Here is a 21,690-nt window from a genome sequence, read left to right on the forward strand (position 1 = left end):
ATATAGTAGCAGGCGATAATACCCCCGTCAACGAGTATGTGGAGCAAATCCACAAGTTCGCACAGGTATGGGGCTGACGAGTCGGCCCTCGTCGTCCTCGCATGCTTGATTCTGACGCTCGACATCGTAGGAGCAGATGGTCACGAGGTCTTGCATACCGGTGGAAACAATAGGTGCATCGACGCCCGGGGTCAAGCCCTGCAACAAAACATCAGCAGCAGAAAGCAAAATCTCCGGTCGCATGGAGCCCTCGTTGTCGGCATGGGTGTCGAGCATGAGCACCAGATGGTCCTCACACTCCCCCGCCGCGAGCTCATAGCCAACGAGCGTATGGTCCAAATCAAGACGCTTGCTCTTTTTACCACGCGCGTAGTCGATGCCATGACCCGCGCGCAGCGTGTCGATCGCAGCGCGAACCTCGTCGGCGCTCACGGGGGCCTCGGGGTCCAGGTGCAAGTCGATGCGGTACGACAGACGCGTAAGCTGGGCTGTCAGCGCCGGCGTGCGCACGTCGATGTAGGCGGCCTCGATAGGCGCCAGATCGGCAGGCGACGCAGACGCCAGGCGCTCAAAGGCCTCGTCAAGCGCGACGAACTCGGTCATAAACAGGTCATACCACTCGCAGGTCGACGACGTGCCCACGGGCAGCGCCGACGAAAAGCCCACGCGCATATGCGGCGAGAAACCCTGCGTCACAGCATAAGGTAGGCCCGCACGGCGCACGATACGCTCAATGGTATGGATTAGTTCCAGATGGCCCAGGTACTTAAGGCGATCACGCTTGCCGTAGCGAACGCGCAACCTAAAGAGCGTGGGATTGTCGGTCAAGCGCTCACTCATGCGCGATCACCCATCAATACGTTCTTGGCGTGGAGCGTGGGACAGATTCCGCAGCCGGTGCACGACGTGCGGGTGCAATCGGGCGTTGTGACGCCCTCGAGCGAACGGCGGTACTCGCGCTCGAGGAAGCCGCGCGAGCAGCCGGGACTCACGTGCTCCCAGGGCAGGCGCCAGTCCAGCTCGTAGGGCAGGTGCACCAGCTCGTTAAGGTCGATGCCGTTTTTGGCAGCGGCCTCCTTCCAGTTGTCGAGCGAGAAGTGCTCCACCCAGGCGTCGAAGCGCGAGCCCGCACGCCAGGCATCGATGATGACCGGTGTCATATCGCGACCGGCACGGGAGAGCGCAGCCTCGATCAGCGAGGTCTCCGCATCGTGGTAGTGTACGCGAACGGCGCGGTTGCGCACGCTCGTGATGAGCAGCTTCTGGCGGCGCTTGACGTCGTCGTAATCGAGCTGCGGGCACCACTGGAAGGGTGTTGCCGCCTTGGGGATGAACACCGAAACAGAGATAGACACCGAGATAGACCCGCGCCGCGCCTTGGGCACCACGGAGCGGCCGAGCTCCAGCACGTGATCGGCCAGGTTGGCGATAGCCACGATGTCCTCGTCGCGCTCGCCGGGAAGGCCCATCATGAAGTAGAGCTTCATGCGGTTCCAGCCGGCCTCGAAGGCTGCCTTGGCCGCGCGATCCAAGTCCTCCTCAGTCACATTCTTGTTGATGATGTCGCGCATACGCTGGCTGCCCGCCTCGGGCGCGAACGTCAGGCCGCCCTTCTTTTCGCCAGCGACCGACTCGGCCATATCAACGCCAAATGAATCCAGGCGCTGCGAGGGAATGGACACGCGAATGCCCGTGTCCTCCAGACGACGGTTAAGCCTGCCGAGCACGTCGCGGATACAGGAGTGGTCGGTCGTCGAAAGCGAGGTAAGCGACACCTCGTCATAGCCAGTCTTTTCCAAGCCCTGAATCACCGATGACACGATCTGGTCGGCCGAGCGCTCGCGTACCGGACGATACGTCATGCCTGCCTGGCAAAAACGGCAGCCGCGGGCGCAGCCACGCAGGATCTCGATAGACAGGCGATCATGGACGAGCTGCGCATACGGCACGCACGACTGAGAAAGCGGATTGGTGGCACCAAAGTCCTCGACGACGCGCTTATAGACAACCGGCGGGACGTCCTTGCCCTCGCGCGGCACGGTGTAGCCATGCGGCGAGCAGGGCTCGTCATGACGCACCTCATACAGGGACGGCACATAGGTACCGGAGACCGTCGCGAGCTGCTCGACAATCTGAGCGCGCGAGACGCCCTCGTCGCGCAAGCGGCGATGCAGCTGGCAGATCTCGAGCAGCGACTCCTCGCCCTCGCCAATGAGGATGGCATCGAAGAATGCCGCGTACGGCTCGGGGTTATACACCGAGGGACCACCGGCGACGATGATGGGGTCGTCCTCGGTACGGTCGGCAGCCAACAGCGGAATGCCGGCGAGATCGAGCGCTTCGAGGAAGTTCGTCACAGCCATCTCGTGCGGCACGTGCATGCCGACAATGTCGAACGAGGCCACAGGCGCTGCACCCTCGAGCGACAACAGCGGAATCCCCGCCTCGCGCATGGCATCGCCCATATCGGGCCACGGCACGTAGCCGCGCTCACAGGAAATGCCCTCGGCCTGATTAAGGATGTTATAGAGAATGGCGATGCCCTGGTTGGGCAGACCGACCTCATACACGTCCGGATAGATCATGCAGCATCGATAGTCGGCATCGGCCTTTGACAGCGTGCCCCACTCGTGGTCGATATAGCGACTCGGCTTTTCGACCTTGGCGAGCAGCGGCTCGATCAGATGAAAACAGTCTTGGTATGGAACGCGCAAAAGAAACCCCTAAGCAGCGAGATCGGATGCGTCTTGGTAGGACGCCATAGGACGGGTAGCGCCGGCGACCGTGGTCACCAGGTCGCGAACGCGCGAGAACGTGGCAGCAGCGACCTCGTTGGCGCGGCTGTAGTCCACATCGCGCTCGTAGAGCGACACGAGCGCGCGGCCCATGCCATAGGTACCCGCGGCTGCGGTAAGCGCCTTAACGGCAAAGCCGATGTGCGGCGTCTGCTTCACCAATGCGCGGGTGACGGCGCGAATCACCAGACCACCGGCGAGCACGCCCGCGACCTCGTAGCCGCGCTCGGGCTTTATGCCGCGTCCAAAGATGGCCGCCAGCTCAAAGAGCATGCCCACCTGCGCCAGCGCCATCACGGGATAGTCGGCACCCGGCAAAAACACCAAGGCGCCCGTCGCCATGTTGGTGAGCGCGCACGAGGTAATGATGCGATTTGCCGCCGCGATGCGCATAAAAGCAAAGTTGGCGGCAAAAGCCGTCTCCTTGTCCGTACGATCGAGGATCCAGCGGGCAAGCGTCTCGAGCAGATAGGTCTTATCGGTCGCCGCCACCACGCCGAGCATAGGCGTAGATTCCTCAACGAACGGCACCTCGACGGCGGACTCGGCAAGCACGCACACGGGCGCGCCGGCAATCACGAGCTCCTGCACAGCACTCTCCAGGCGGTCGGATCCGCACGAGAGGACCAACACCACGTCGGTATCGGCCTTGGGAACGATACGGTCCTCCCCCAGGCGATCAACACGCACAATGCCCGAAGTCGTCTGCGGCACAAAGGCATCGCGCACCGTCTCGACCAAAAAGGGAGACGCGGTCGAATCAAGGTAAACCGAGACACGCACCGGTGTATCGGAATCCTTCTTAACAGACGCGCCCATCTTAAAAGCGCTGGTCAACTTATCTACGGGAATCTTCATGGCAAACCCCTCCAGCGGTTACGCGGCGCCCGAACGATGCCGCCATATGGATTGTACGATACCCACCGTCAGCAACTGAATCATCATCGACGACGAACCAAAACTAATAAACGGCAGCGGAATACCGGTAATCGGCATCATGCCAATGCACATGCCGATATTCTCGAAGGTCTGGAACGCCCACATGCCGACGATACCCACGCACGACAGGCGCAAGAACAGTGACTCGCACTTAAAGGCGACGCGAATCGTCGAGAAGATCAGCAGCACGTAGAGGCACAGGAGCAAAAAGGAGCCGCAGAAGCCGAACGTCTCGGACAGGAAGGCGAAGACGAAGTCGGTGTGGAACTCGGGTAGAAAGCCACCGGCCGACTGAGTCGCGTGGCCCAGGCCCTTACCAAAGAAGCCACCCGAGCCGACGGCAATGAGCGACTGCTGCAGGTTGTAGGCATCATCCGAATCGGCTTTGTCGGGGTCGATGAAGACTGTCAGACGATTCATCTGATACTGCTTGATAAGCACGTCGTGTCCAAGGAGCGAATCAAAGACCGAGTCGAGCGCCAAGATGAGCGCAATCAAACCAACCAGCAGGGCCAAGGTCGACAGCACCCATTCGCGGCGTGCACCGCTCATGCAGATGACGATGGCACCCGAGACCAGCACGACCAGGCCCGAGCCCAGGTCGCCCATGGCGACGACGGCCAAGAACGGAATGGACAGCATACCGCAGAGCTTAATGTAGTCGCGAACGGTATCGATGCGGCCGTTGTATTGCGAGCCAAGCGTGGCCATAAAGAAAATGGTGATGAGCTTGGCAAGCTCAACGGGCTGGAAGGTCAGGCCGATACCGGGAATCTTGATCCAACCCGTCATTCCCAAGCCGCCCGTGTAGGACAGGCCCGGAATCTTAGGCGAGAAGATCACGATGAGATCGACGACGAGCAGAGCCGTCGAAAAGTTGGAAATGCCACGCAGGTCGGTGCGCCAAACGAGCACCGCCAGCACCGCGCCAATGCCAATGCCCAGCAGGTGGCGCGAGAACGAGGCATCGGCCTTAAACTGCGACGCCGACCAAATAATGATGGCGCCATAGGCAACGAGCGCGACGGCAGCCAGCAGCACGCCGATGTGTACCTTCTGGCGGAACGTGCCGCGCGAGGCCGAGAGCTGCTTGTTAACGCGGTCCAGGCTGCTGCGAGAGCCGGTTTTGGTTGAGCGGAACAGGTCCGCCGGCGAAAAGTCCATCGCAACCTCCTATCGAACCGAGGAATCGCCCGTGGCCGTCGACGTGTCGGGCTCGTCATAAATCGCACCGAGGACATCGCGCACGACGTGCAACGCGGTATCGGAGCCGCCACCGCCCTGCTCCAAGATAGTGGCAATCACGTACTTAGGGTCATCGGCCGGCGCGTAGGCGCAAAACCACGCGTAATCGTCCTCGCCGCTCTTCTCGCCCGTGCCGGACTTGCCGTAGACCGTAGGGGTCAGGGAGTTAAAGTGCGCGGCGGTCGAAGTCGACGCGGAGTAAATCACATCGTGCATGCCGTTGCGGACAAGAGCCAAATCAGAATCGCTGTTGATCTTGGCCTCCAGGCGCTTCTTCTTGCCCTTGCCGTTGTATTTATAGGCATCGCCGTCGCCATCGCGCGACACGGCTGACAAAAACACGTGAGGCACGTACTGTTTGCCGCCGTTGGCAAGACCCATATAGGCGCACGCCATCTGCAGGGGCGTCACCAGGATGTCGCCCTGGCCGATGGCAATGTTGGTCATATCGCCGGCATTCCACTTGCGGTCCTCGGCAGATGCGTCGGTAAAGTAAGACTCTTTCCACTCGGCATCGGGAATACGGCCCGTGCCCTCACTCGGCAGGTCGATGCCGCAGGTCTTGCCCAGGCCCCAGCGACGAAAGACCTCCTGCAGGCCCTCGGGATGTTGCTCGTCATAAAAGAACGCCTTGCCCATGTCGTAGAACACGGGGTCGCAGGAATTGGCGATACCGGACTGCAGCGTCATGACACCATGTCCGGATTGAAGCCAGCAACGCTTGCCCCACGACTTGCCCAGACCCGTCCAATAGCCGGTGCAGTTGGTTGTCTGCGTTGAAGTGTAGGTTCCAAACTCAAGACCAGCCAGCGCCGAGAGCGGCTTAATGGTCGAAGCCGACATGTACTGGCCGCTAATGGCGCGGTTGAGCAGCGGATGCGAACCCTCGTCATCGTTGAGCTCGGTCCAAACATCGTTGGAGACGCCGCCGATAAACACCGAAGGATCGAACTTGGGCTCGCTGGCCATGCCCAGAATCTCGCCGTTATTGGGGTCGAGGCACACCACGGCACCGTTGCCGGCGTCGCTGTGGCCTGTGGTCTTAGCGAGCTCAATGGCACTTGCAAGCGCCGTCTCGCAGGCTTGCTGAATCTTGAGGTCAAGCGTGAGCTTGATGTCGGAGCCGGCCTTGGCGGGCACGGCGCCGGCCTGACCGGTCACATTGCCCGAGGCATCGACCTTCACCGTCTGCTCGCCACGAATTCCCTGCAGCAAGTTCTCGTAGTAGCTCTCGACGCCCGCCTGGCCCACGATATCACCCGACTGGTATGTAATCTGACCGGCGGCGCTATCGTTATCGCCCGAAGCTTTCTTGTTCTGCGCCTCGAGCTGCTCGGAGGTAATGGTGCCGGTATAGCCCAAAATGTGACAGGCCGTCTCGCCGTACGGGTACTGGCGCTCGGTGCGCTCGGCGATCTTCACACCCGGGAACTCGCCGGCATGCTCCTTGATATAGGCAACCGTGGAGCGGCGCACGTCCGTCGCGATGGTATGCAGGCTCTGGGCGCCCTCGGAATTGTCCTGAATGTTGCGCAAAACCGCGACGTAGGGCATGCCGAGCACATTCGCGAGGTGATGCACCAGCACGGTGTCGTCGGCCAGGTCGCGATAGGCGACAACGGCAAGTGACGGACGGTTTTGCACAAGTGCCACGCCATTGCGATCAAGGATTCGCCCGCGCACAGCCGGCGTAGTGACAGTACGCGTCTGGTTGCTCTTGGCCTGCTTGTCGTAGTAGTCCGACGAGACCATCTGCATGCCCCACAGCTTGACGGCGAGCGCGGCAAACATCGCGCCCACGCCGGCGGTGAGGATGGAGAAGCGACCCTTGAAGGCGGTCGCGGCGGTATTCCCCTCGCCCTCGGTGGCGCGCGGGGCCGTTCCATGCTGCGTATCGTAGGTAAAACGGGAATCGCCGCGGCGCATGATGACCAGCGCGACCACAATGGCCACGACCAGCACGATACCGGCGATGATAACCGTCATCTGGGAAGACATCTTTGAGCCTCCCCTATTTGAGTTTGCGGGTCTTGGGCTTAAAGCGCATGCCCGTCTGATGACCACCGCGTGCGGAAAATCCGTAACCGGACTGCGGCACGACACCGGACATCAAAAACGGAATGGCAACCAGACCCGTCAGGATCGAAGACGGCAGCGCATGGCCAAAAACAGCCACCACAAAGCTCGTCTCCAGACCCATAAACAGCAAGATGATGCTGTAGACCACGTTGATGGCAAGCGCGAAGGCGCCCACGGTAATACCGCGTGCGCTCGGGGAGCCGCCTGTCTGACCGGCCGCGCTATGCACCAGGGCAAAACTGCCCACCGTCAGCAGCAGCGACATAACGCCCACCGGAACGGCGGCGGAAAGATCATAGAACAGGCCGCTGCAAAAACCGCAGACGACAGCCCGCGTGGGATCGCCCGAGAACACACTCAGACACACCAGGATGATCATAAAGTTGACGCGACCGCCCGCGATGGAAATCTGCGGCGCCAGGCCTGCCTGCAGCAGCACGCACACAATGGCGGCGATTACAAACGTGCGGGAGCTCGCCCCCTGCTCGTGTAGATCCATGGACATGCCCCCTATTCGCTCGAGCCGGAATCGGTCGTCTCGGACGTGTCGGAACTGTCATCCGAACTCTCGTCCTTCGTCTTGGTCGCAGCATCGCGCGACGTTCCCTGCGGCGTGCTGTTGGCCGTGCTCACGTCCTCGTCCGAGGCCGACTGCTCGTCGGTCAACGAGGTAATGACGAGCACTTCCTCGTTGTTCTCGGCCGTGGTCTGAGCGCGCACCACGATGGTGTAATACACATCGTTGGCCGACTTCTCCACCGAAGAAACAGTGCCGAGCGGCAGGCCCTTGGGGAACACGCCGCCAATGCCAGAGGTCACGATGATGTCGCCAACTTTGACGTCGGAGTCAACACTCACGTACTCAAGGCGCAAGGAACCATCGGGCTGGCCCTGCAGCATACCCTGGGCGCGCGTATCCTGCACCATGGCGGACACGCCCGAGTTCTCGTCGCCAATCAGGCGCACGGTAGAGGTCTTGGCCGATACCTCGATAATCTGGCCGATAACACCGGCAGAACTCGTCACGGGCATGTTGATGGTAAGGCCGTCGGCAGAGCCTTTGTCGATGGTAACGGTCGAGGTCCAGGCATCGCCCGACGCACCGACAATACGAGCGGCGGTCGACTTAAGGTTGTAGGTCGATTGCAGCCCGACCAGGCCCTCCAGGCGCTCGGCAGTCTTTTGAGCCTCGGAAAGCTCGGCGACCTTAGAGGTCAGCACCTCGTTTTGTTTCTTGAGGTCATCGAGCGACTCCTGCGAAGCCGTGAGGTTGGAGAACACGTTGCCGATCGCGTTGAAGGGAGCCGCCACAGCCGAGCCCAAAAAGCGTACCGGCGAGGTAATCGTTGTCACACCCGAGCGCACGGCATGAATCGGCCCGGCCTCGCCCTCACGGATATAAAACGTGAGCAGCAACACCGAAATCAGGCTGAAAACAATCAACGGGCGCATACCCGTTGATTGTCGCTTGGTATTCAGATTTGAAGAGAAACCCGAAGATCGTGCCAAATGGAATCCACCTTTTGGAAATTAAGCATTGGTTTGGACGAAACCACCGTCAAAGGCGTTGGCCTCGAGCACGCGGGCGCAGCCGTTTACGACATTATCGAGCGCCGTGGGGCTGACGTTGACCGAAACGCCGGTCTCGTCGCGCAGGCGCACGTCGAGGCCACGCAGCAGCGCGCCGCCGCCGGTCAGCAGAATGCCGTAGTACATAAGGTCCGAGGCAAGATCGGGCGGCGTGGCGTCCAGAGCGTCCTTAACGGCCTTGGCCATCTCGTCGAGCGGCTTGTTAAGCGCGCGACGAATCTCCTCGCTCTCGATGCGCACGGTCTTAGGCAGGCCCGTGATAACGTCGCGTCCGTTGACCTCGACGTCGAGCTCATCCTTGAGCGGCACGGCGGAGCCGACCTTGATCTTGATGTCCTCGGCCGTGCGCTCGCCGATAGCCAGGTTGTAGGCATCGCGAACATGGGTGAGGATAGCCTGGTCGAACTCGTCGCCGGCAATGCGGATGGACTGCGACACGACAATACCGCCCATAGCGATAACGGCGACCTCGGTGGTGCCGCCGCCGATATCGATGACCATGGAGCCCGTGGGCTCCTCGACGGGCAGGTCGGCGCCGATGGCAGCCGCCATAGGCTCCTCGATCAGATAGGCCTGGCGAGCGCCTGCCTGGATCGTAGCCTCAAAGACGGCGCGCTTCTCGACCGATGTGACGCCGGAGGGAACGCAGACGACGACGCGCGGACGCGGAGTCCACGGATAGCGCTTCTCGGAAGCCTTGTCGATAAAGTAGCGAAGCATGGCCTCGGTGACATCGAAGTCGGCGATAACGCCGTCCTTAAGGGGACGAACGGCCACGATGTTGCCGGGCGTGCGGCCGAGCATACGCTTGGCCTCGATGCCGACTGCCAGGATGCGCTCGTCGTTCTTGTCGATAGCGACAACGGAGGGCTCGCGGATGACGATGCCCTTGCCGCGCACGGAGACGAGCGTATTGGCGGTGCCGAGGTCGATGGCGAGATCGCCCGCATAGCTACCGAAGAACATATCCATCAAAGAAAACAACGCAACTCCTGATGTGTTGGATGATTGCTGGAAAACTACTAGCCCATCATACTAGCGCAAGCCCGGCACCTCACTTGCGGTGAAGCGCCGGGCAGAGCCAAATCTCATAAGGTCACTACTGGTTGTCAGCGGCCGAGAAATCGATATCGAAGGAGGAAACGGCCCAACCGATATGGTTGTCGGAGCGCACGAATTTAACGGTGTACTCCTGCTCGCCGCCCTTGGAAAGCGAAGCCTTCACCTTGGCGGTGGTCTCGGTCATGGACTGATCCATACCCTCAATGGAGACGGTGGCGCCCTGCGGGATCGAGGAGATGATCATCGCCTTGGCGTCCTCGGACAGGCTTGAGGCCAGGCAGGACTCGGCCTTGGCGGTATCGCCGTCACCGGCAGCCTGGAACAAGTCGGTGATGACGGACTCCTGCGAGGGATAGCCCATGCCGCGCGTATAAGCATAGCCAAGACCGCCGGCAGCGATCACGATAAGCAAAAGCAGCACCAGGAAGATCTTAAGACCCGTGTGGCGGTGGCGACGACGAACCTTGGCCTGCCTGCGGTCCTGCTGGACCATCTCGGACTCGGACAGCGTAAAGAAGCCAGTGTCAGAGGGGTCGGGCATAAACTGACCGGTCGCGCCCGTGGGATCGAGCGGGTCGACAGCGGGAGCGTCCATCGCGGGAGCCGGGGCCGTGGACATGGCCGTCTGGGCCGAAAGCGCGGCGAGCGAGTCGTGCACGCGGGCAAGCTCGTCGGCCTGCTCGGGCGTGAGCTGGTAGATGCCGTCGGCCGTAGCGGCGTTAAAGGCATCGAGCGCATCGGAGGGACGGCCGGCGGCGGAAAGCGCTTGGCCCATGCCGGCGTTGAGGGCGCGCGTATCGTCGCGCGGGCCGGCAAAGTCGATAGCCGTACGGTAGGTCTCAACGGCGTCCGCGGGGCGGCCGAGCTTGATGAAGCAGCGACCCAGATCGCCAAGGGCGGCGGCAGGAGCCGGGTTGGCGCCGTCGATGGCAGCCTGACGGAAGGCGGTGCCGGCGTTGGCATAGTCGCCCGACTGGAACAGCGCGTTGCCCAGACCCAGGTAGGCCTTAAACGGCGTGGCGTAGGAAGCATCCTGGGTAGCTGCAGAGAACGCCTGGGCAGCCGTGGTGTAGTCGCCCACCGCGGCGAGCGCCTTGCCGCGGTTGGTGAGCAGGGCGCCGCGCTTGCCATAGGTGCCGTCGTTGAGCGCGGCGGCGTAGGCCTCGGCGGCCTCGGCGTACATGCCCAGATGCATCAGGGCGTTGCCGCGCAGGTGGTCGGCCTCACCCATGATCTCGTTGGGAGTCTTTGCCGCACCAAGCATCTGGGCGGCAGCGGAAAAATCACCCGCGCGATAAGCGGCGCGGCCCTGTTGGATCAGCTGGCTATTCAAGGAAGTCCCCTTTACTCGTGAACGATCTCGACATGAACGATCTCGTCGCCGGCGCGCAGCTGCGAGATGACGTCGAGGCCCTCGATCGTGGTGCCAAAGACGGTATAGCCCGAATCGAGGTTGTGCTGGGCACCCAGGCAGAAGTAGAACTGCGAGCCCGCGGAATCGGGATCCATGGAACGGGCCATGGCAAGTGCGCCGTCAACATGGCTATTACGCGGATTGGTGGCAAACTCGCCCTTGATGCAGTAGCCGGGGCCGCCGGTACCGGGCATGCCGTCGGGGCCCTCAAGGCCGGCAGCGACGTCGGCGCCGGACATATCGCGGGTATTGGGGTCGCCGCCCTGGATCACAAAGCCGGGCACGTAGCGATGGAACTTAAGGCCGTCATAGAAGCCCATAGTGGAAAGCTCGCAGAAGTTCGCCACATGGATGGGGGCGCCCTCACCGTCAAACTTGACCTTGATGGTACCCTTCGACGTCTCGATCACCGCGCACTCGTCACCGACGAGCTGGTACTCGGGCGTATAGAGCTCTTTCTTAAAACCAAACATGTGGTTCCTTCCTCGTGCGTTTAAAGCATATTTGTACGAATTGTAGCAATAAGCACGGGCTTCCATCAATTGCGCACGCAGGTTATGCCGCCGGAGGGCAACAAATTACGAACGTTGCTGCGGCCTCCATGCACTCACGTTGGCGTCGTACTGGTTAAGCGCGCTGTTGCCGCCTTGTGCGATGGGCGCCAGGATCTCGCTCTGACGAGCGCTTAGCGACTCGCCGTCGGGAATGGACAGCGAGATATCCCAGCTCTGGCAGATCACGTCGACACGCTCGTACATCCACTGGGCAAGTTGCTTTAGATGATCGATGTCCTCAGCATAGACCGTGTCGTCCTGAACCTTGAGGTTGTTGAGCTCATCCTGGGTCTTTTTAATCTGATCGCGCAGAGCATAGGCGCTCTGCGACAGCTCCTGGCGGGTGGAGAGCGGTGTGCGCAGATAGCCGTTATTAAACGAATCGATGACCTCGCCAATCTGATCCTCGTCGCTGTACGACACGATGGTCTGGTACAGGCCGTCGAGCCTGGTGTAGAGCTGGTCGTCGGTTAAGACGGTCTCCTCCTGAACGACCTCGGACGCATCCTCTTGCTTGGACTCTTTCTCGGTGGCCTCGCCCTTTTGGCGCGACGGGAAGGTGGTCTTGGCGGCCTGGCCAAACTGGTCGTAGAAGCCGGGCATGACGCCCATGGGATCGGCAGTCACAAACCAATACGCACCACCGCACACGGCGGCGAGCACCGCGATAATGATGAGCGGTTTGGGGATATGGCGCTTGTGCTTGTGATAGGCATCCTCGTCGGGGTGGACCTTGCGCTTGGGCTTTTGCTTTTTGGGCTGGGCATCATCGCGCAGGGACACCGGCGTGGGGATATCGACCTTGGGGATACCAAAGTCCTTATCGAAGGCAGGCAGCACGCAGGTCTCGTTGGGGTCGGCTGCGTCGGAGAGCACCGCGGCGGCAGATGCCGGCGCGTGGGGCACCTCGGTATCGATCTGCTCCTGCGTCAGGCGCGGAAAGCCGGCCGTGCGCCCTGCGGCCAGGTCGGATGCGGCCGCGTCCTCGGAAAGGATGCCTGGCGCGGGGCGTCCACACTTGGGACAGGTACGGTCATGCGGGGACAGACGGGCGCCGCAGCCGTCGCAGAACACGAACTCGGTATGCTCGGGTCCATCGCCCGGACCAACGTATGCGTTGCAATAGGGGCAGAACGAGGCGCCGTCCTCGATGGTCTTTAGGCAATGCGGGCAGATCACGGCATCCTCTTTCCGAAGCAATTCAAACAATTGAGGTTAGAGCATAACATCGACACGGCCCCACAAGCGCAAGGCACCAATTCAACATCGCAGGACATCCCCGAAAGCCGCGGACTACTTCTTTTTCTTGGGCATCGAGACTTTGATGCCCTGGGCCGATTTGGTCACGCGGGAGCGCTTGGCACCGGCACTCTTCTTTTTCTTGGGCTGGGTCTGGGCCACGCCCTCGAGTGCGTGTGCCTCGGCCTCGCGAGCAGTACGGCTCTCACGGCGCTGCGCCATATCGGCGGCAACGCGCTTGGCAAAACGCTCGGCGGTCGATCCCGTCGAGCTCACCTTGCCGCCGCCGCGGCCCAGGCGAACGCGCACGCCACGGCCAAAGCCGGTAGCCGCATGACGGCGAGGGGGCTTAAGCGAGTCCATCATCGTGGCAAGCTTAAAGAACACCGCACAGGTAAAGACGATGATAACCGCCAAGATGACCATCTGGCCCATCGACAGGTTGGCGATGGACAGCAGCTCCGGGAACCCGATAACGCCCGTCAAAATACCGGCGACGACAAACACGAAAAGCACCACGCGCAAGGGCGTGAGCGGCTGCGAGATGCGCCAGATCAGGCTGACACTCGCCGCGCACGACGTGAGCAGGCACATGGTCGAAAGCGTAAGCTGGCTAAAGCCAAATACGCGCGCCACAAAGATATCGAGCGCCGCGGCCAAAATGACCGCAATCGACGCCGGCAGCGCACGCTTAAGCACGTTGGTCAAGAACGACCCCTTCACGCGGGCGTTGTTAGGCTCCAGGCCCAGCACAAAGCCCGGCGCGCCGATGCAGAAGAAGTTGATGAGCGTCATCTGAATGGGCTCGAAGGGATACGGCGGCAGCGCGATGCACAGCGCCGCCAGGCCCATCGAGAAAAGCGTCTTGGTCAGAAAGAGCGCGGCAGAGCGCTGCAGGTTATTGATGGAACGACGGCCCTCGGCCACCACAGCGGGCATCGAGGCAAAGTCGTTATCGACGAGCACGATCTCGGCCACATTGCGCGCGGCATCGGAGCCGGCGGCCATCGCCACGGAGCAGTCTGCCTCCTTGAGCGCCAGCACGTCGTTGACGCCGTCGCCCGTCATGGCCACGGTGTGCCCGCGGCGCTTAAGTGCCTGTACGAGCTCACGCTTCTGCTGCGGCGTCACGCGCCCAAAGACGTGATAGCGGTCCACCGCCGCGTCGAGCTTGGACGGCGTATCGAGTGTCGTGGCGTCCACGTAGGCGTCGGCACCCGGCACGCCCACCACGCGCGCGATCGAAGACACCGTACGCGGGTCGTCGCCGCTGATCACGTTGAGGGTCACGCCCTGCTCGTTAAAGTAGCCGATAGTCTCGGCTGCCGAGGTGCGAATCTCATCGCGGATGGTCACAAAGCCCACGGGATCGGCCTCACCCACCATATCGCCGTCGGGCGTAAAGCCGTCCACGCGCGCCACCACGAGCACGCGGCAGGTATCGGCAAGCTCGGCCACACGATTCTCGACCTGCGCAAATGTGCGATCAGAGAGCACAAACTGCGCGGCGCCCATCACATAGGAGCCCTGAGCAAACGAAGCGCCGCTCCACTTTTTGGACGACGAGAACGGAATGACCGACAGCGGCTCGGAGACCTCGACCGGACGATCGGCGTAGTAGTTGAGCAGCGCCTGGCAGGTCTCGTTGGCATCCGCCGAGGTCGCACGCGCCACGTTGGCAAGCGCAAAGTCGAGCACCGTGGTCTCGACGGGGACAGACGCCTCGTCCGAGTCCGTGCCAAAGCCAACACCCTCAACAGGCAGCGGGTAGGTGCCCTCGACCTCCATACGGCCCGAGGTAATGGTGCCCGTCTTGTCCAGGCACAGCACATCGACACGCGCAAGCGTCTCGATGCAGTAGAGCTGCTGTGCCAGCACCTTACGACGCGCCAGGCGCACCGTGGCGATCGCGAGCACCGACGAGGTCAGCAGCACCAGGCCCTGCGGAATCATGCCCAGCAGGGCACCCACCGTGGACAGCAGCGCCGAAGAAGGCACTCGACCGGCCAGCAGCTCGGAGAAGCACCAGGAAAGCGCGCTATCGCCCGGGGTTCCCGCGGCATCCCACAGCTCGCTCACACTCGAGGTAAAGAGCGCCAGACCAAGCGGAATCATGATAATGCTCGCGAACCGCACGATGGCGTTCAGCGCGTTCATGATCTCGGAATTGACCTTTTTGACGTACTTGGCCTCGTTGTTGATCTTTGCCACGTAGTTATCGGCGCCGACATGGATCACGCGGGCGCGCAGCAGGCCCGAGTCGATAAAGCTGCCGCTCATGAGCTCGGAACCGGGCTGCTTCTTAATAAGGTCGCTCTCGCCCGTCAGCAGGCTCTCGTTCACGAGCGCCTCGCCGGAAACCACCACGGCGTCAGCGGGAATCTGGTCGCCGCGCCCCAGGCGGATAATGTCGTCGAGCACGATCTGGTCCAAGTCGAGCTCCACCTCGGAACCGTCGCGCACCGCGATGGCCTTCTTAGAGGTCAGCAGCGTGAGCTTATCGACCATCTTCTTGGACCGCATGGACTGGATGACGCCAATAGCGGTATTGAGGAACACCACAAACAGGAACGTCAGGTTCTTAAACGAACCGGTCAAAATGACCAGGAACGCCAAGATCACGTTGATCAAATTGAACAGCGTGCAGAGGTTCTCGATGATGAGCTCTTTGACCGACTTGGTCTTGAGCTCCATGTTGCGGTTGATCTTACCGGCGGCGATGCGCTCCTCGACCTCGGCGGTCGAGAGTCCGCGCTCGATATCCGTTGCTGCCATACCACGTCCCATCACGTCGCGTCGGTATAAGAAAAACCGTCCGGACCATGCGAGGTTCGGACGGTCTTACGTTCGATGGTGCCCCATGTTGGATTCGAACCAACGGCCTTCTGCTCCGGAGGCAGACGCTCTAATCCCCTGAGCTAATAGGGCCAACGTTTGGCATTATACCCAAGTGCACCACGGGCTATCAAAATAAAAGAAAAAGCTTTGCAATTCCGAGGAAGACGCGGCGCAACGGCCCACTTTAGAAGGCAAAAGCGAGTCAGATAGTATAAACTCTCATGCACCATATATACACGGCTCGCGATGCGGGCCGTTTTTGCAAAAGTTATCCATCGAGGTGAGAGGCACACCATGATTGCAATTTTAAAGCAGAGCGCCAGCGACGAGGCCGTCGGCCATATCGTCAGCTGGATTGAGAAAAAAGGCCTGAAGACCGACGTCTCGCGCGGCGAGAACGAGACGATCATCGGCCTGGTGGGCGATACGACCAAGATCGACCCGTTCCTGCTCGAGTCCATGGATGTCGTCGAGCGCGTGCAGCGCGTCTCGGAGCCGTTCAAGCGCGCCAACCGCAAGTTCCACCCCGAGGACTCCGTCATCGACTGCGGCCACGGCGTCAAGATCGGCGGCGACCAGTTCCAAGTCATCGCCGGCCCCTGCTCCGTCGAGGGCGAGAACCTCATTCGCATCGCACGCCGCGTAAAGGCCGCCGGTGCCACGATGCTGCGCGGCGGTGCCTACAAGCCCCGCACCTCCCCCTACGCCTACCAGGGCATGGGCCCCGCCGGCCTCGACCTGCTGTGCGAGGCGTCTGCCGAGCTCGACATGCCGATCGTCACCGAGATCATGGACCCGCGCGACGTGCAGGTCTTCCTTGACAAGAAGATTGACGTCATGCAGATCGGCGCCCGCAACGCCCAGAACTTCCCCCTGCTCAAGGAGGTCGGCAAGACCCAGACCCCGATTCTGCTCAAGCGCGGCATGTCCGGCACGATCGACGAGCTGCTTATGGCAGCCGAGTACATCATGAGCGAGGGCAACGACAACGTCATCCTGTGCGAGCGCGGTATCCGCACCTTCGAGACCCGCACCCGCAACACCTTCGACCTTAACGCCGTGCCGGTGCTGCACCACCTGTCGCACCTGCCCGTCGTCGCCGACCCCAGCCACGCCACCGGCTACACCCGCTACGTCGAGCCCATGGCGCTCGCCGCGACCGCCTGCGGTGCCAACGGCCTGGAGATCGAGGTCCACGACGAGCCGAGCCGCGCCTGGTCCGACGGCGCCCAGGCCCTCACCCCCGATCAGTTCGACGACACCATGCGCCGCATCCGAGCCATCCGCGAGGTTGTCTGCCAAGAGACCATGGAGTAGCCCATGGGTACGGTGAGAAACGCGCGCGTTAACCAGGGCGGCCCCAAGTGCGCCGGCATCGTCGGCCTTGGCCTCATCGGCGGTAGCTTTGCCCGCGGCTATGCACAGGCGGGCGTCCGCGTGCTGGCCTGGGACCCCGATGACGATGTCATGACGGCCGCCAGCATGGGCACTGTCGCCGGAGAGCTCAACGACAAGACACTCGGCGAATGCGACATCATCGTCCTGGCTTGCTACCCCGAGGCATGCATCGAGTGGCTCGAGACGCACGCCAAGGCGCTCGCCGACGCCACCGACACCGACGCCATCATGGGCCCCGTGGTGATCGACACGGTGGGCGTCAAGGGCATCGTGTGCGAACGTGCCTTTGAGCTTGCCCGCGAGCACGGCTTTTACTTTGTGGGCGCGCACCCCATGGCGGGCACCCAGTTCTCGGGCTACGCTAACTCTCGTGCCGACCTGTTCCAGGGCGCCCCGCTGGTGCTCGTACCGCCCGCGGTAGACGATGCGCTCAAGCTGGAGCTTTTGGGCCAGGTGCGCGAGATGGTGCGCCCCTTGGGCTTTGGCAAGTTCAGCGTGACCAGCGCCGCCGAGCACGACCGCGTCATCGCCTTCACGAGCCAGCTTGCGCACGTGGTATCCAACGCCTACGTCAAAAGCCCCACCGCCCAGGTCCACCACGGCTTTTCGGCCGGTAGCTACCGCGATCTCACCCGCGTGGCGCACCTCAACCCGCAAATGTGGTCCGAGCTCATGATCGACGACGCCGACGCGCTCGCCTTCGAGATCGACCATCTGATCGAGTCGCTTGGCGCCTACAGCCGTGCGCTCAAGAACCGCGACCAGCGCTATCTGGAGAATCTCCTTGCCGAGGGCGACCGCATTAAGCGCGCACTCGACGACGAAGCCTCCCACTAGACCACCTATCACGCCAGGTCGAAAGGACCGAAGCTTATGGCGATTACCATCGATATCGACACCGCACGCCCCTACCAGGTGCATGTTGGCACGTTTTTGCTGGAGCAGGCGGGACCGCTCGTGCGCGCCACTGCCGGCGGCACCAAGGCCGTCATCGTGACGGACACCAACGTAGGCCCGCTCTACCAGATGCCCGTTAAGCAGAGCCTGGAGGCATCAGGCTACGAGGTGAGCATCTGCACCTTCGAGGCCGGCGAGGCCCATAAGCGCGCCGAAACCTATGTTGCCATTTTGGAGTTTGTGGCCGAGCACGAGCTTTCGCGCTCCGACGTGATCGTGGCACTCGGGGGCGGCGTCGTGGGCGATGTGGCGGGCTTTGTGGCCGCGACCTACATGCGCGGCTGCAAGTTTGTGCAGATCCCGACGAGCCTGCTCGCCATGGTGGATTCGTCGGTGGGCGGCAAGACCGCCATCGACCTGGCTGCCGGCAAGAACTTGGCCGGCGCCTTTTGGCAGCCGAGCGTGGTTATCGCCGACGTGGGGTGCCTGGCCACCCTCACGCCCGAGCAGTTCGCCGACGGCTGCGGCGAGGTCGTCAAGCACGCCGTGATCGCCGACCCGGAGCTTTTCGCCGAGCTGGAGAAGACCCCGCTCACGCTGGAGCTGCTCAACCGCGATGTGGCCCGCGTAGCGCTCATCATCGCCCGCAATATCGACATCAAGCGCGCCGTGGTCGTCGCCGACGAGCGCGAAACCAACCAGCGCAAGCTCCTCAACTTTGGACACAGCGCCGGACACGCCGTCGAGGCCTGCGAGCACTTTGAGCTCGGACACGGCAACTGCGTTTCGATCGGCATGGGCATCATCACGCGCGCCGCGGCCCTGCACGGCGTCTGCGATGCTGCACTGCCCGGTCGTATTGAGGAACTCTGCGCCCGCCACGGCCTCAAGACCCGCTGCGAGCTTTCCGCCGATGCCGTCTTTGCCGAGGCGCTCCACGACAAGAAGCGCGCGGGCGACACCATCGACCTGGTGATTCCGCACGGCATTGGCCGCTGCAGCATCGACCGCACGCCGCTTTCCACTTTCCACGAACTCATTGCCGAGGGCCTCGGCCAGAAGGGAGACGCATCCGCATGCTAGCCCGCATCACCCCGTCCCCGCTTAAGGGCACCGTTCCCGCCATCGCGTCCAAGTCGATGGCGCACCGCCTGATCATCTGCGCTGCGCTTGCCAACGGCGAGACGCACGTCGCCTGTAACACCACCTGCGCCGACATCGAGGCTACGGTGCGTTGCCTTACGGCCCTGGGTGCTCGCATCGAGACCGCCGAGGACGGCTTCCAGGTCCACCCCACCATGAAGAGCATTGAATTTGGCCTGCTCAAGGCCCTAGCCGGCGGCACGCTCGACTGCGGCGAGAGTGGCTCCACGCTGCGCTTTATGTTGCCCGTCGCCTGCGCGCTGGGCGCAGAAGCAACTTTTGTGGGTCAGGGACGCTTAGGCGCCCGCCCGCTGTCCCCGCTCTCGGACGAGATTATCGCCGCCGGCTGCGACCTGCAGGGTCTGGGCGGTTTTCCGCTCAAGACGAGCGGCCGCATGCGCCCGGGCACCTTTGTGCTTCCGGGCAACGTGAGCTCGCAGTATATCTCCGGCCTGCTGCTGGCGGCCCCGCTACTGGCCCAGCCCTCCTGTGTGCAGGTGACCGGCCTCATCGAGAGCCGCCCCTATATCAACCTGACCATCCAGGCCATGAAGGCCTTTGGTGTCGAGGTCAACGTCGAACGTATCCCCGCCAAGGACGGCCAGCCCGAGGTCACGAACTTCCGCGTAAACAGCGGATCGTACCGTACGCCCGGCAGCGTAGCCGTCGAGGGAGACTGGTCCAACGCCGCCTTTTGGCTGTGCGCCGGCGCCATCGGCACCGACCCCATCACCGTGGAGGGCGTGTCGCTGAGCTCCGCGCAGGGCGACCGCAACGTGCTTGCCGCGCTTTCGCGCTTTGGCGCCCGCATCGTGCGCTCCACCAACGCCGCCACCGTGCAGTCCGACAAGCTCGCCGGCTTTGAGATGAGTGCCCACGACATTCCCGACCTGGTGCCTGTTATCTCGGCCGTGGCCTCGCTGGCACAGGGCCGCACCTTTATCCGCGATTGCGCCCGTCTGCGCATCAAGGAATCCGACCGCCTGGTCACCACCACCCGCGAGCTCACCGCGCTGGGCGCGCAGGTGCGCATTGCCGGCGATGACCTCATCATCAAGGGTGTCGATGCCTTCACCGGCGGCGAGGTCGATTCGCACAACGACCACCGCATCGCCATGATGGCTGCCATCGCTGCGAGCCGCGCCACTGGCGAAGTTGTGATCCACGGCGCCGAGGCCGTCAACAAGTCCTATCCCGATTTCTTTGACCACTACCGCCTGCTGGGCGGCAAGGTCACGCTCGAGGAGGAATAGCATGTCCTCGACCTTTGGCAACGTCTTGCATCTGAGTATCTTTGGCCAGTCGCACTCCCCCGCTATCGGCTGCTCACTCGACGGCATTCCTGCCGGTATTGCCGTTGACCAGGAGCAGCTGCAGGCCTTTTTGGACCGTCGTGCCCCCGGTCGCGACGAGACCGCAACCAAGCGCCACGAGGCCGACGCCGCGCATATCATTGCCGGCGTGGTCGATGGACATACCACCGGCGCGCCCATTGCCGCGATTATCGAGAACACCAACACGCGCTCCAATGATTACTCCGAGCTGCGCTGCAAGCCCCGTCCCGGACATGCGGACTTCCCCGCGCGCGTGAAGTATCACAACATGCACGATGTTGCTGGTGGCGGGCATTTTTCCGGCCGCCTAACGGCACCCTTATGCATCGCCGGCGGCATTGCGCTACAGGCACTCGAGGCCCGCGGCATTCAGGTCATGGCGCACGCCGCGCAGATCGGCGGCATCTCCGACCTGCCGATGGACGATATGGTCTATCGAGAGGCCGACCGCAAGGCGATCCTTACGAACGACCTGCCGTGCATTGACGCCGCCGCAGCCGGCCGCATGCGCGAGGAGATTCTGGCCGCGCGCGATGAACTCGACAGCATCGGCGGCATCGTGGAGTGCGGCATTTACGGGCTTCCCACGGGCATCGGCGACCCCATGTTCGACGGCATCGAGAACCGCATCGCGCAAATCGCGTTTGGCATTCCCGCCGTAAAGGGCGTGGAGTTTGGCATGGGCTTTGCCGTGGCCGCCATGCGCGGCAGCGAGAACAACGATCCGTATCGCATCGATGCCGAGACCGGCGAGATCGAAGTCGAGTCCAATAACGCCGGCGGCATCCTGGGCGGTATTTCGACCGGCGCGCCCGTCATGTGGCGCATGGCCGTAAAGCCGACGCCCTCAATTGGCCGCGAGCAGCAGACCGTAGACATGGACGCCATGGAAAATGCCGAGCTCTCGGTCCACGGCCGTCACGATCCCTGCATCGTCCCGCGCGCTGTCCCCGTAGCCGAGGCAGCCGCCGCCCTCGCGATTTGGGACGCCCTCCTCGAGGACGCAGGCCAGCTTTAGTCCACCCACCCCAAGGGTAGTTAATTTGGGACGGGGCTATTTTAGCTACCCCCATATGCCAGTTGATATTTGCCTTGGCACCCATCGATTCGACGACAGTCAAAGGGTAGCTAAAAAAGCCCCGTCCCAAATTAACTACCCCAGG

17 protein-coding genes and 1 tRNA gene are annotated in these 21,690 nt (G+C 62.3%); 5 read left to right on the forward strand and 13 right to left on the reverse strand.

Annotated elements, in window-relative coordinates:
• Positions 1-27: 27 nt before the first annotated feature.
• The 13 genes from ABHU32_RS01200 to ABHU32_RS01260 form a co-directional block, all read right to left on the reverse strand.
• Positions 28-840 carry a TIGR03936 family radical SAM-associated protein gene (locus ABHU32_RS01200; RefSeq protein WP_346978552.1) on the reverse strand — a complete coding sequence of 271 codons (813 nt, stop codon included), beginning with the start codon at positions 838-840 and terminating at the stop codon, positions 28-30.
• Positions 837-2,714 (reverse strand): TIGR03960 family B12-binding radical SAM protein, encoded by a 1,878-nt coding sequence (locus ABHU32_RS01205; protein WP_346978553.1) that lies wholly within the window; start codon positions 2,712-2,714, stop codon positions 837-839. Before ABHU32_RS01205 ends, ABHU32_RS01200 begins: the two co-directional genes overlap by 4 nt.
• A gap of 9 nt (positions 2,715-2,723) precedes the next feature.
• Positions 2,724-3,653, reverse strand: a complete 930-nt coding sequence (locus tag ABHU32_RS01210; protein ID WP_346978555.1) for a YcjF family protein — start codon at positions 3,651-3,653, stop codon at positions 2,724-2,726.
• Positions 3,654-3,671: 18 nt separating this feature from the next.
• On the reverse strand, positions 3,672-4,898 hold the full coding sequence (locus ABHU32_RS01215; RefSeq protein WP_346978557.1) for an FtsW/RodA/SpoVE family cell cycle protein: 1,227 nt from the start codon (positions 4,896-4,898) through the stop codon (positions 3,672-3,674).
• A 9-nt stretch (positions 4,899-4,907) separates the two neighbouring features.
• On the reverse strand, positions 4,908-6,977 hold the full coding sequence (gene mrdA / locus ABHU32_RS01220; protein ID WP_346978558.1) for a penicillin-binding protein 2: 2,070 nt from the start codon (positions 6,975-6,977) through the stop codon (positions 4,908-4,910).
• Between the two features lie 13 nt (positions 6,978-6,990).
• Positions 6,991-7,557, reverse strand: a complete 567-nt coding sequence (locus tag ABHU32_RS01225; protein ID WP_343006990.1) for a rod shape-determining protein MreD — start codon at positions 7,555-7,557, stop codon at positions 6,991-6,993.
• A gap of 11 nt (positions 7,558-7,568) precedes the next feature.
• Positions 7,569-8,510 carry a rod shape-determining protein MreC gene (gene mreC, locus ABHU32_RS01230; RefSeq protein WP_346978579.1) on the reverse strand — a complete coding sequence of 314 codons (942 nt, stop codon included), beginning with the start codon at positions 8,508-8,510 and terminating at the stop codon, positions 7,569-7,571.
• 78 nt (positions 8,511-8,588) lie between these two features.
• Entirely contained in the window at positions 8,589-9,620 is a 1,032-nt protein-coding gene (gene mreB / locus ABHU32_RS01235; protein ID WP_006236061.1) for a rod shape-determining protein, read from the reverse strand.
• Positions 9,621-9,747: 127 nt separating this feature from the next.
• Entirely contained in the window at positions 9,748-11,043 is a 1,296-nt protein-coding gene (locus ABHU32_RS01240; protein WP_346978559.1) for a tetratricopeptide repeat protein, read from the reverse strand.
• Between the two features lie 11 nt (positions 11,044-11,054).
• A complete protein-coding gene (locus ABHU32_RS01245; protein ID WP_346978560.1) occupies positions 11,055-11,597 on the reverse strand; it encodes a peptidylprolyl isomerase in 543 nt (180 codons plus the stop codon).
• A gap of 105 nt (positions 11,598-11,702) precedes the next feature.
• Positions 11,703-12,857 carry a zinc ribbon domain-containing protein gene (locus tag ABHU32_RS01250; protein ID WP_346978561.1) on the reverse strand — a complete coding sequence of 385 codons (1,155 nt, stop codon included), beginning with the start codon at positions 12,855-12,857 and terminating at the stop codon, positions 11,703-11,705.
• A 114-nt stretch (positions 12,858-12,971) separates the two neighbouring features.
• Entirely contained in the window at positions 12,972-15,692 is a 2,721-nt protein-coding gene (locus ABHU32_RS01255; RefSeq protein WP_346978562.1) for an HAD-IC family P-type ATPase, read from the reverse strand.
• A 76-nt stretch (positions 15,693-15,768) separates the two neighbouring features.
• Positions 15,769-15,845 (reverse strand) — tRNA-Arg (locus ABHU32_RS01260).
• Between the two features lie 204 nt (positions 15,846-16,049).
• Here ABHU32_RS01260 and aroF point away from each other — a divergent pair.
• From aroF to aroC, 5 genes are read left to right on the forward strand one after another with little or no spacing between them, the layout of a single operon-like run.
• On the forward strand, positions 16,050-17,072 hold the full coding sequence (gene aroF, locus ABHU32_RS01265) for a 3-deoxy-7-phosphoheptulonate synthase (RefSeq protein WP_035138595.1): 1,023 nt from the start codon (positions 16,050-16,052) through the stop codon (positions 17,070-17,072).
• A gap of 3 nt (positions 17,073-17,075) precedes the next feature.
• Positions 17,076-17,990 carry a prephenate dehydrogenase gene (locus ABHU32_RS01270; RefSeq protein WP_035138596.1) on the forward strand — a complete coding sequence of 305 codons (915 nt, stop codon included), beginning with the start codon at positions 17,076-17,078 and terminating at the stop codon, positions 17,988-17,990.
• A gap of 36 nt (positions 17,991-18,026) precedes the next feature.
• Positions 18,027-19,133: a 3-dehydroquinate synthase gene (gene aroB, locus ABHU32_RS01275; protein WP_195239242.1), complete on the forward strand. Its 1,107-nt coding sequence runs from the start codon at positions 18,027-18,029 to the stop codon at positions 19,131-19,133.
• Positions 19,127-20,446, forward strand: coding sequence for a 3-phosphoshikimate 1-carboxyvinyltransferase (gene aroA / locus ABHU32_RS01280; protein WP_346978563.1), 1,320 nt, complete (start codon positions 19,127-19,129; stop codon positions 20,444-20,446). Before aroB ends, aroA begins: the two co-directional genes overlap by 7 nt.
• A 1-nt stretch (position 20,447) precedes the next feature.
• Positions 20,448-21,545, forward strand: coding sequence for a chorismate synthase (aroC, locus tag ABHU32_RS01285; RefSeq protein ID WP_346978564.1), 1,098 nt, complete (start codon positions 20,448-20,450; stop codon positions 21,543-21,545).
• The last annotated feature ends 145 nt before the right edge of the window (positions 21,546-21,690 follow it).

This window comes from Collinsella aerofaciens (assembly GCF_039758965.1).
Lineage (GTDB): Bacteria > Actinomycetota > Coriobacteriia > Coriobacteriales > Coriobacteriaceae > Collinsella > Collinsella aerofaciens_BR.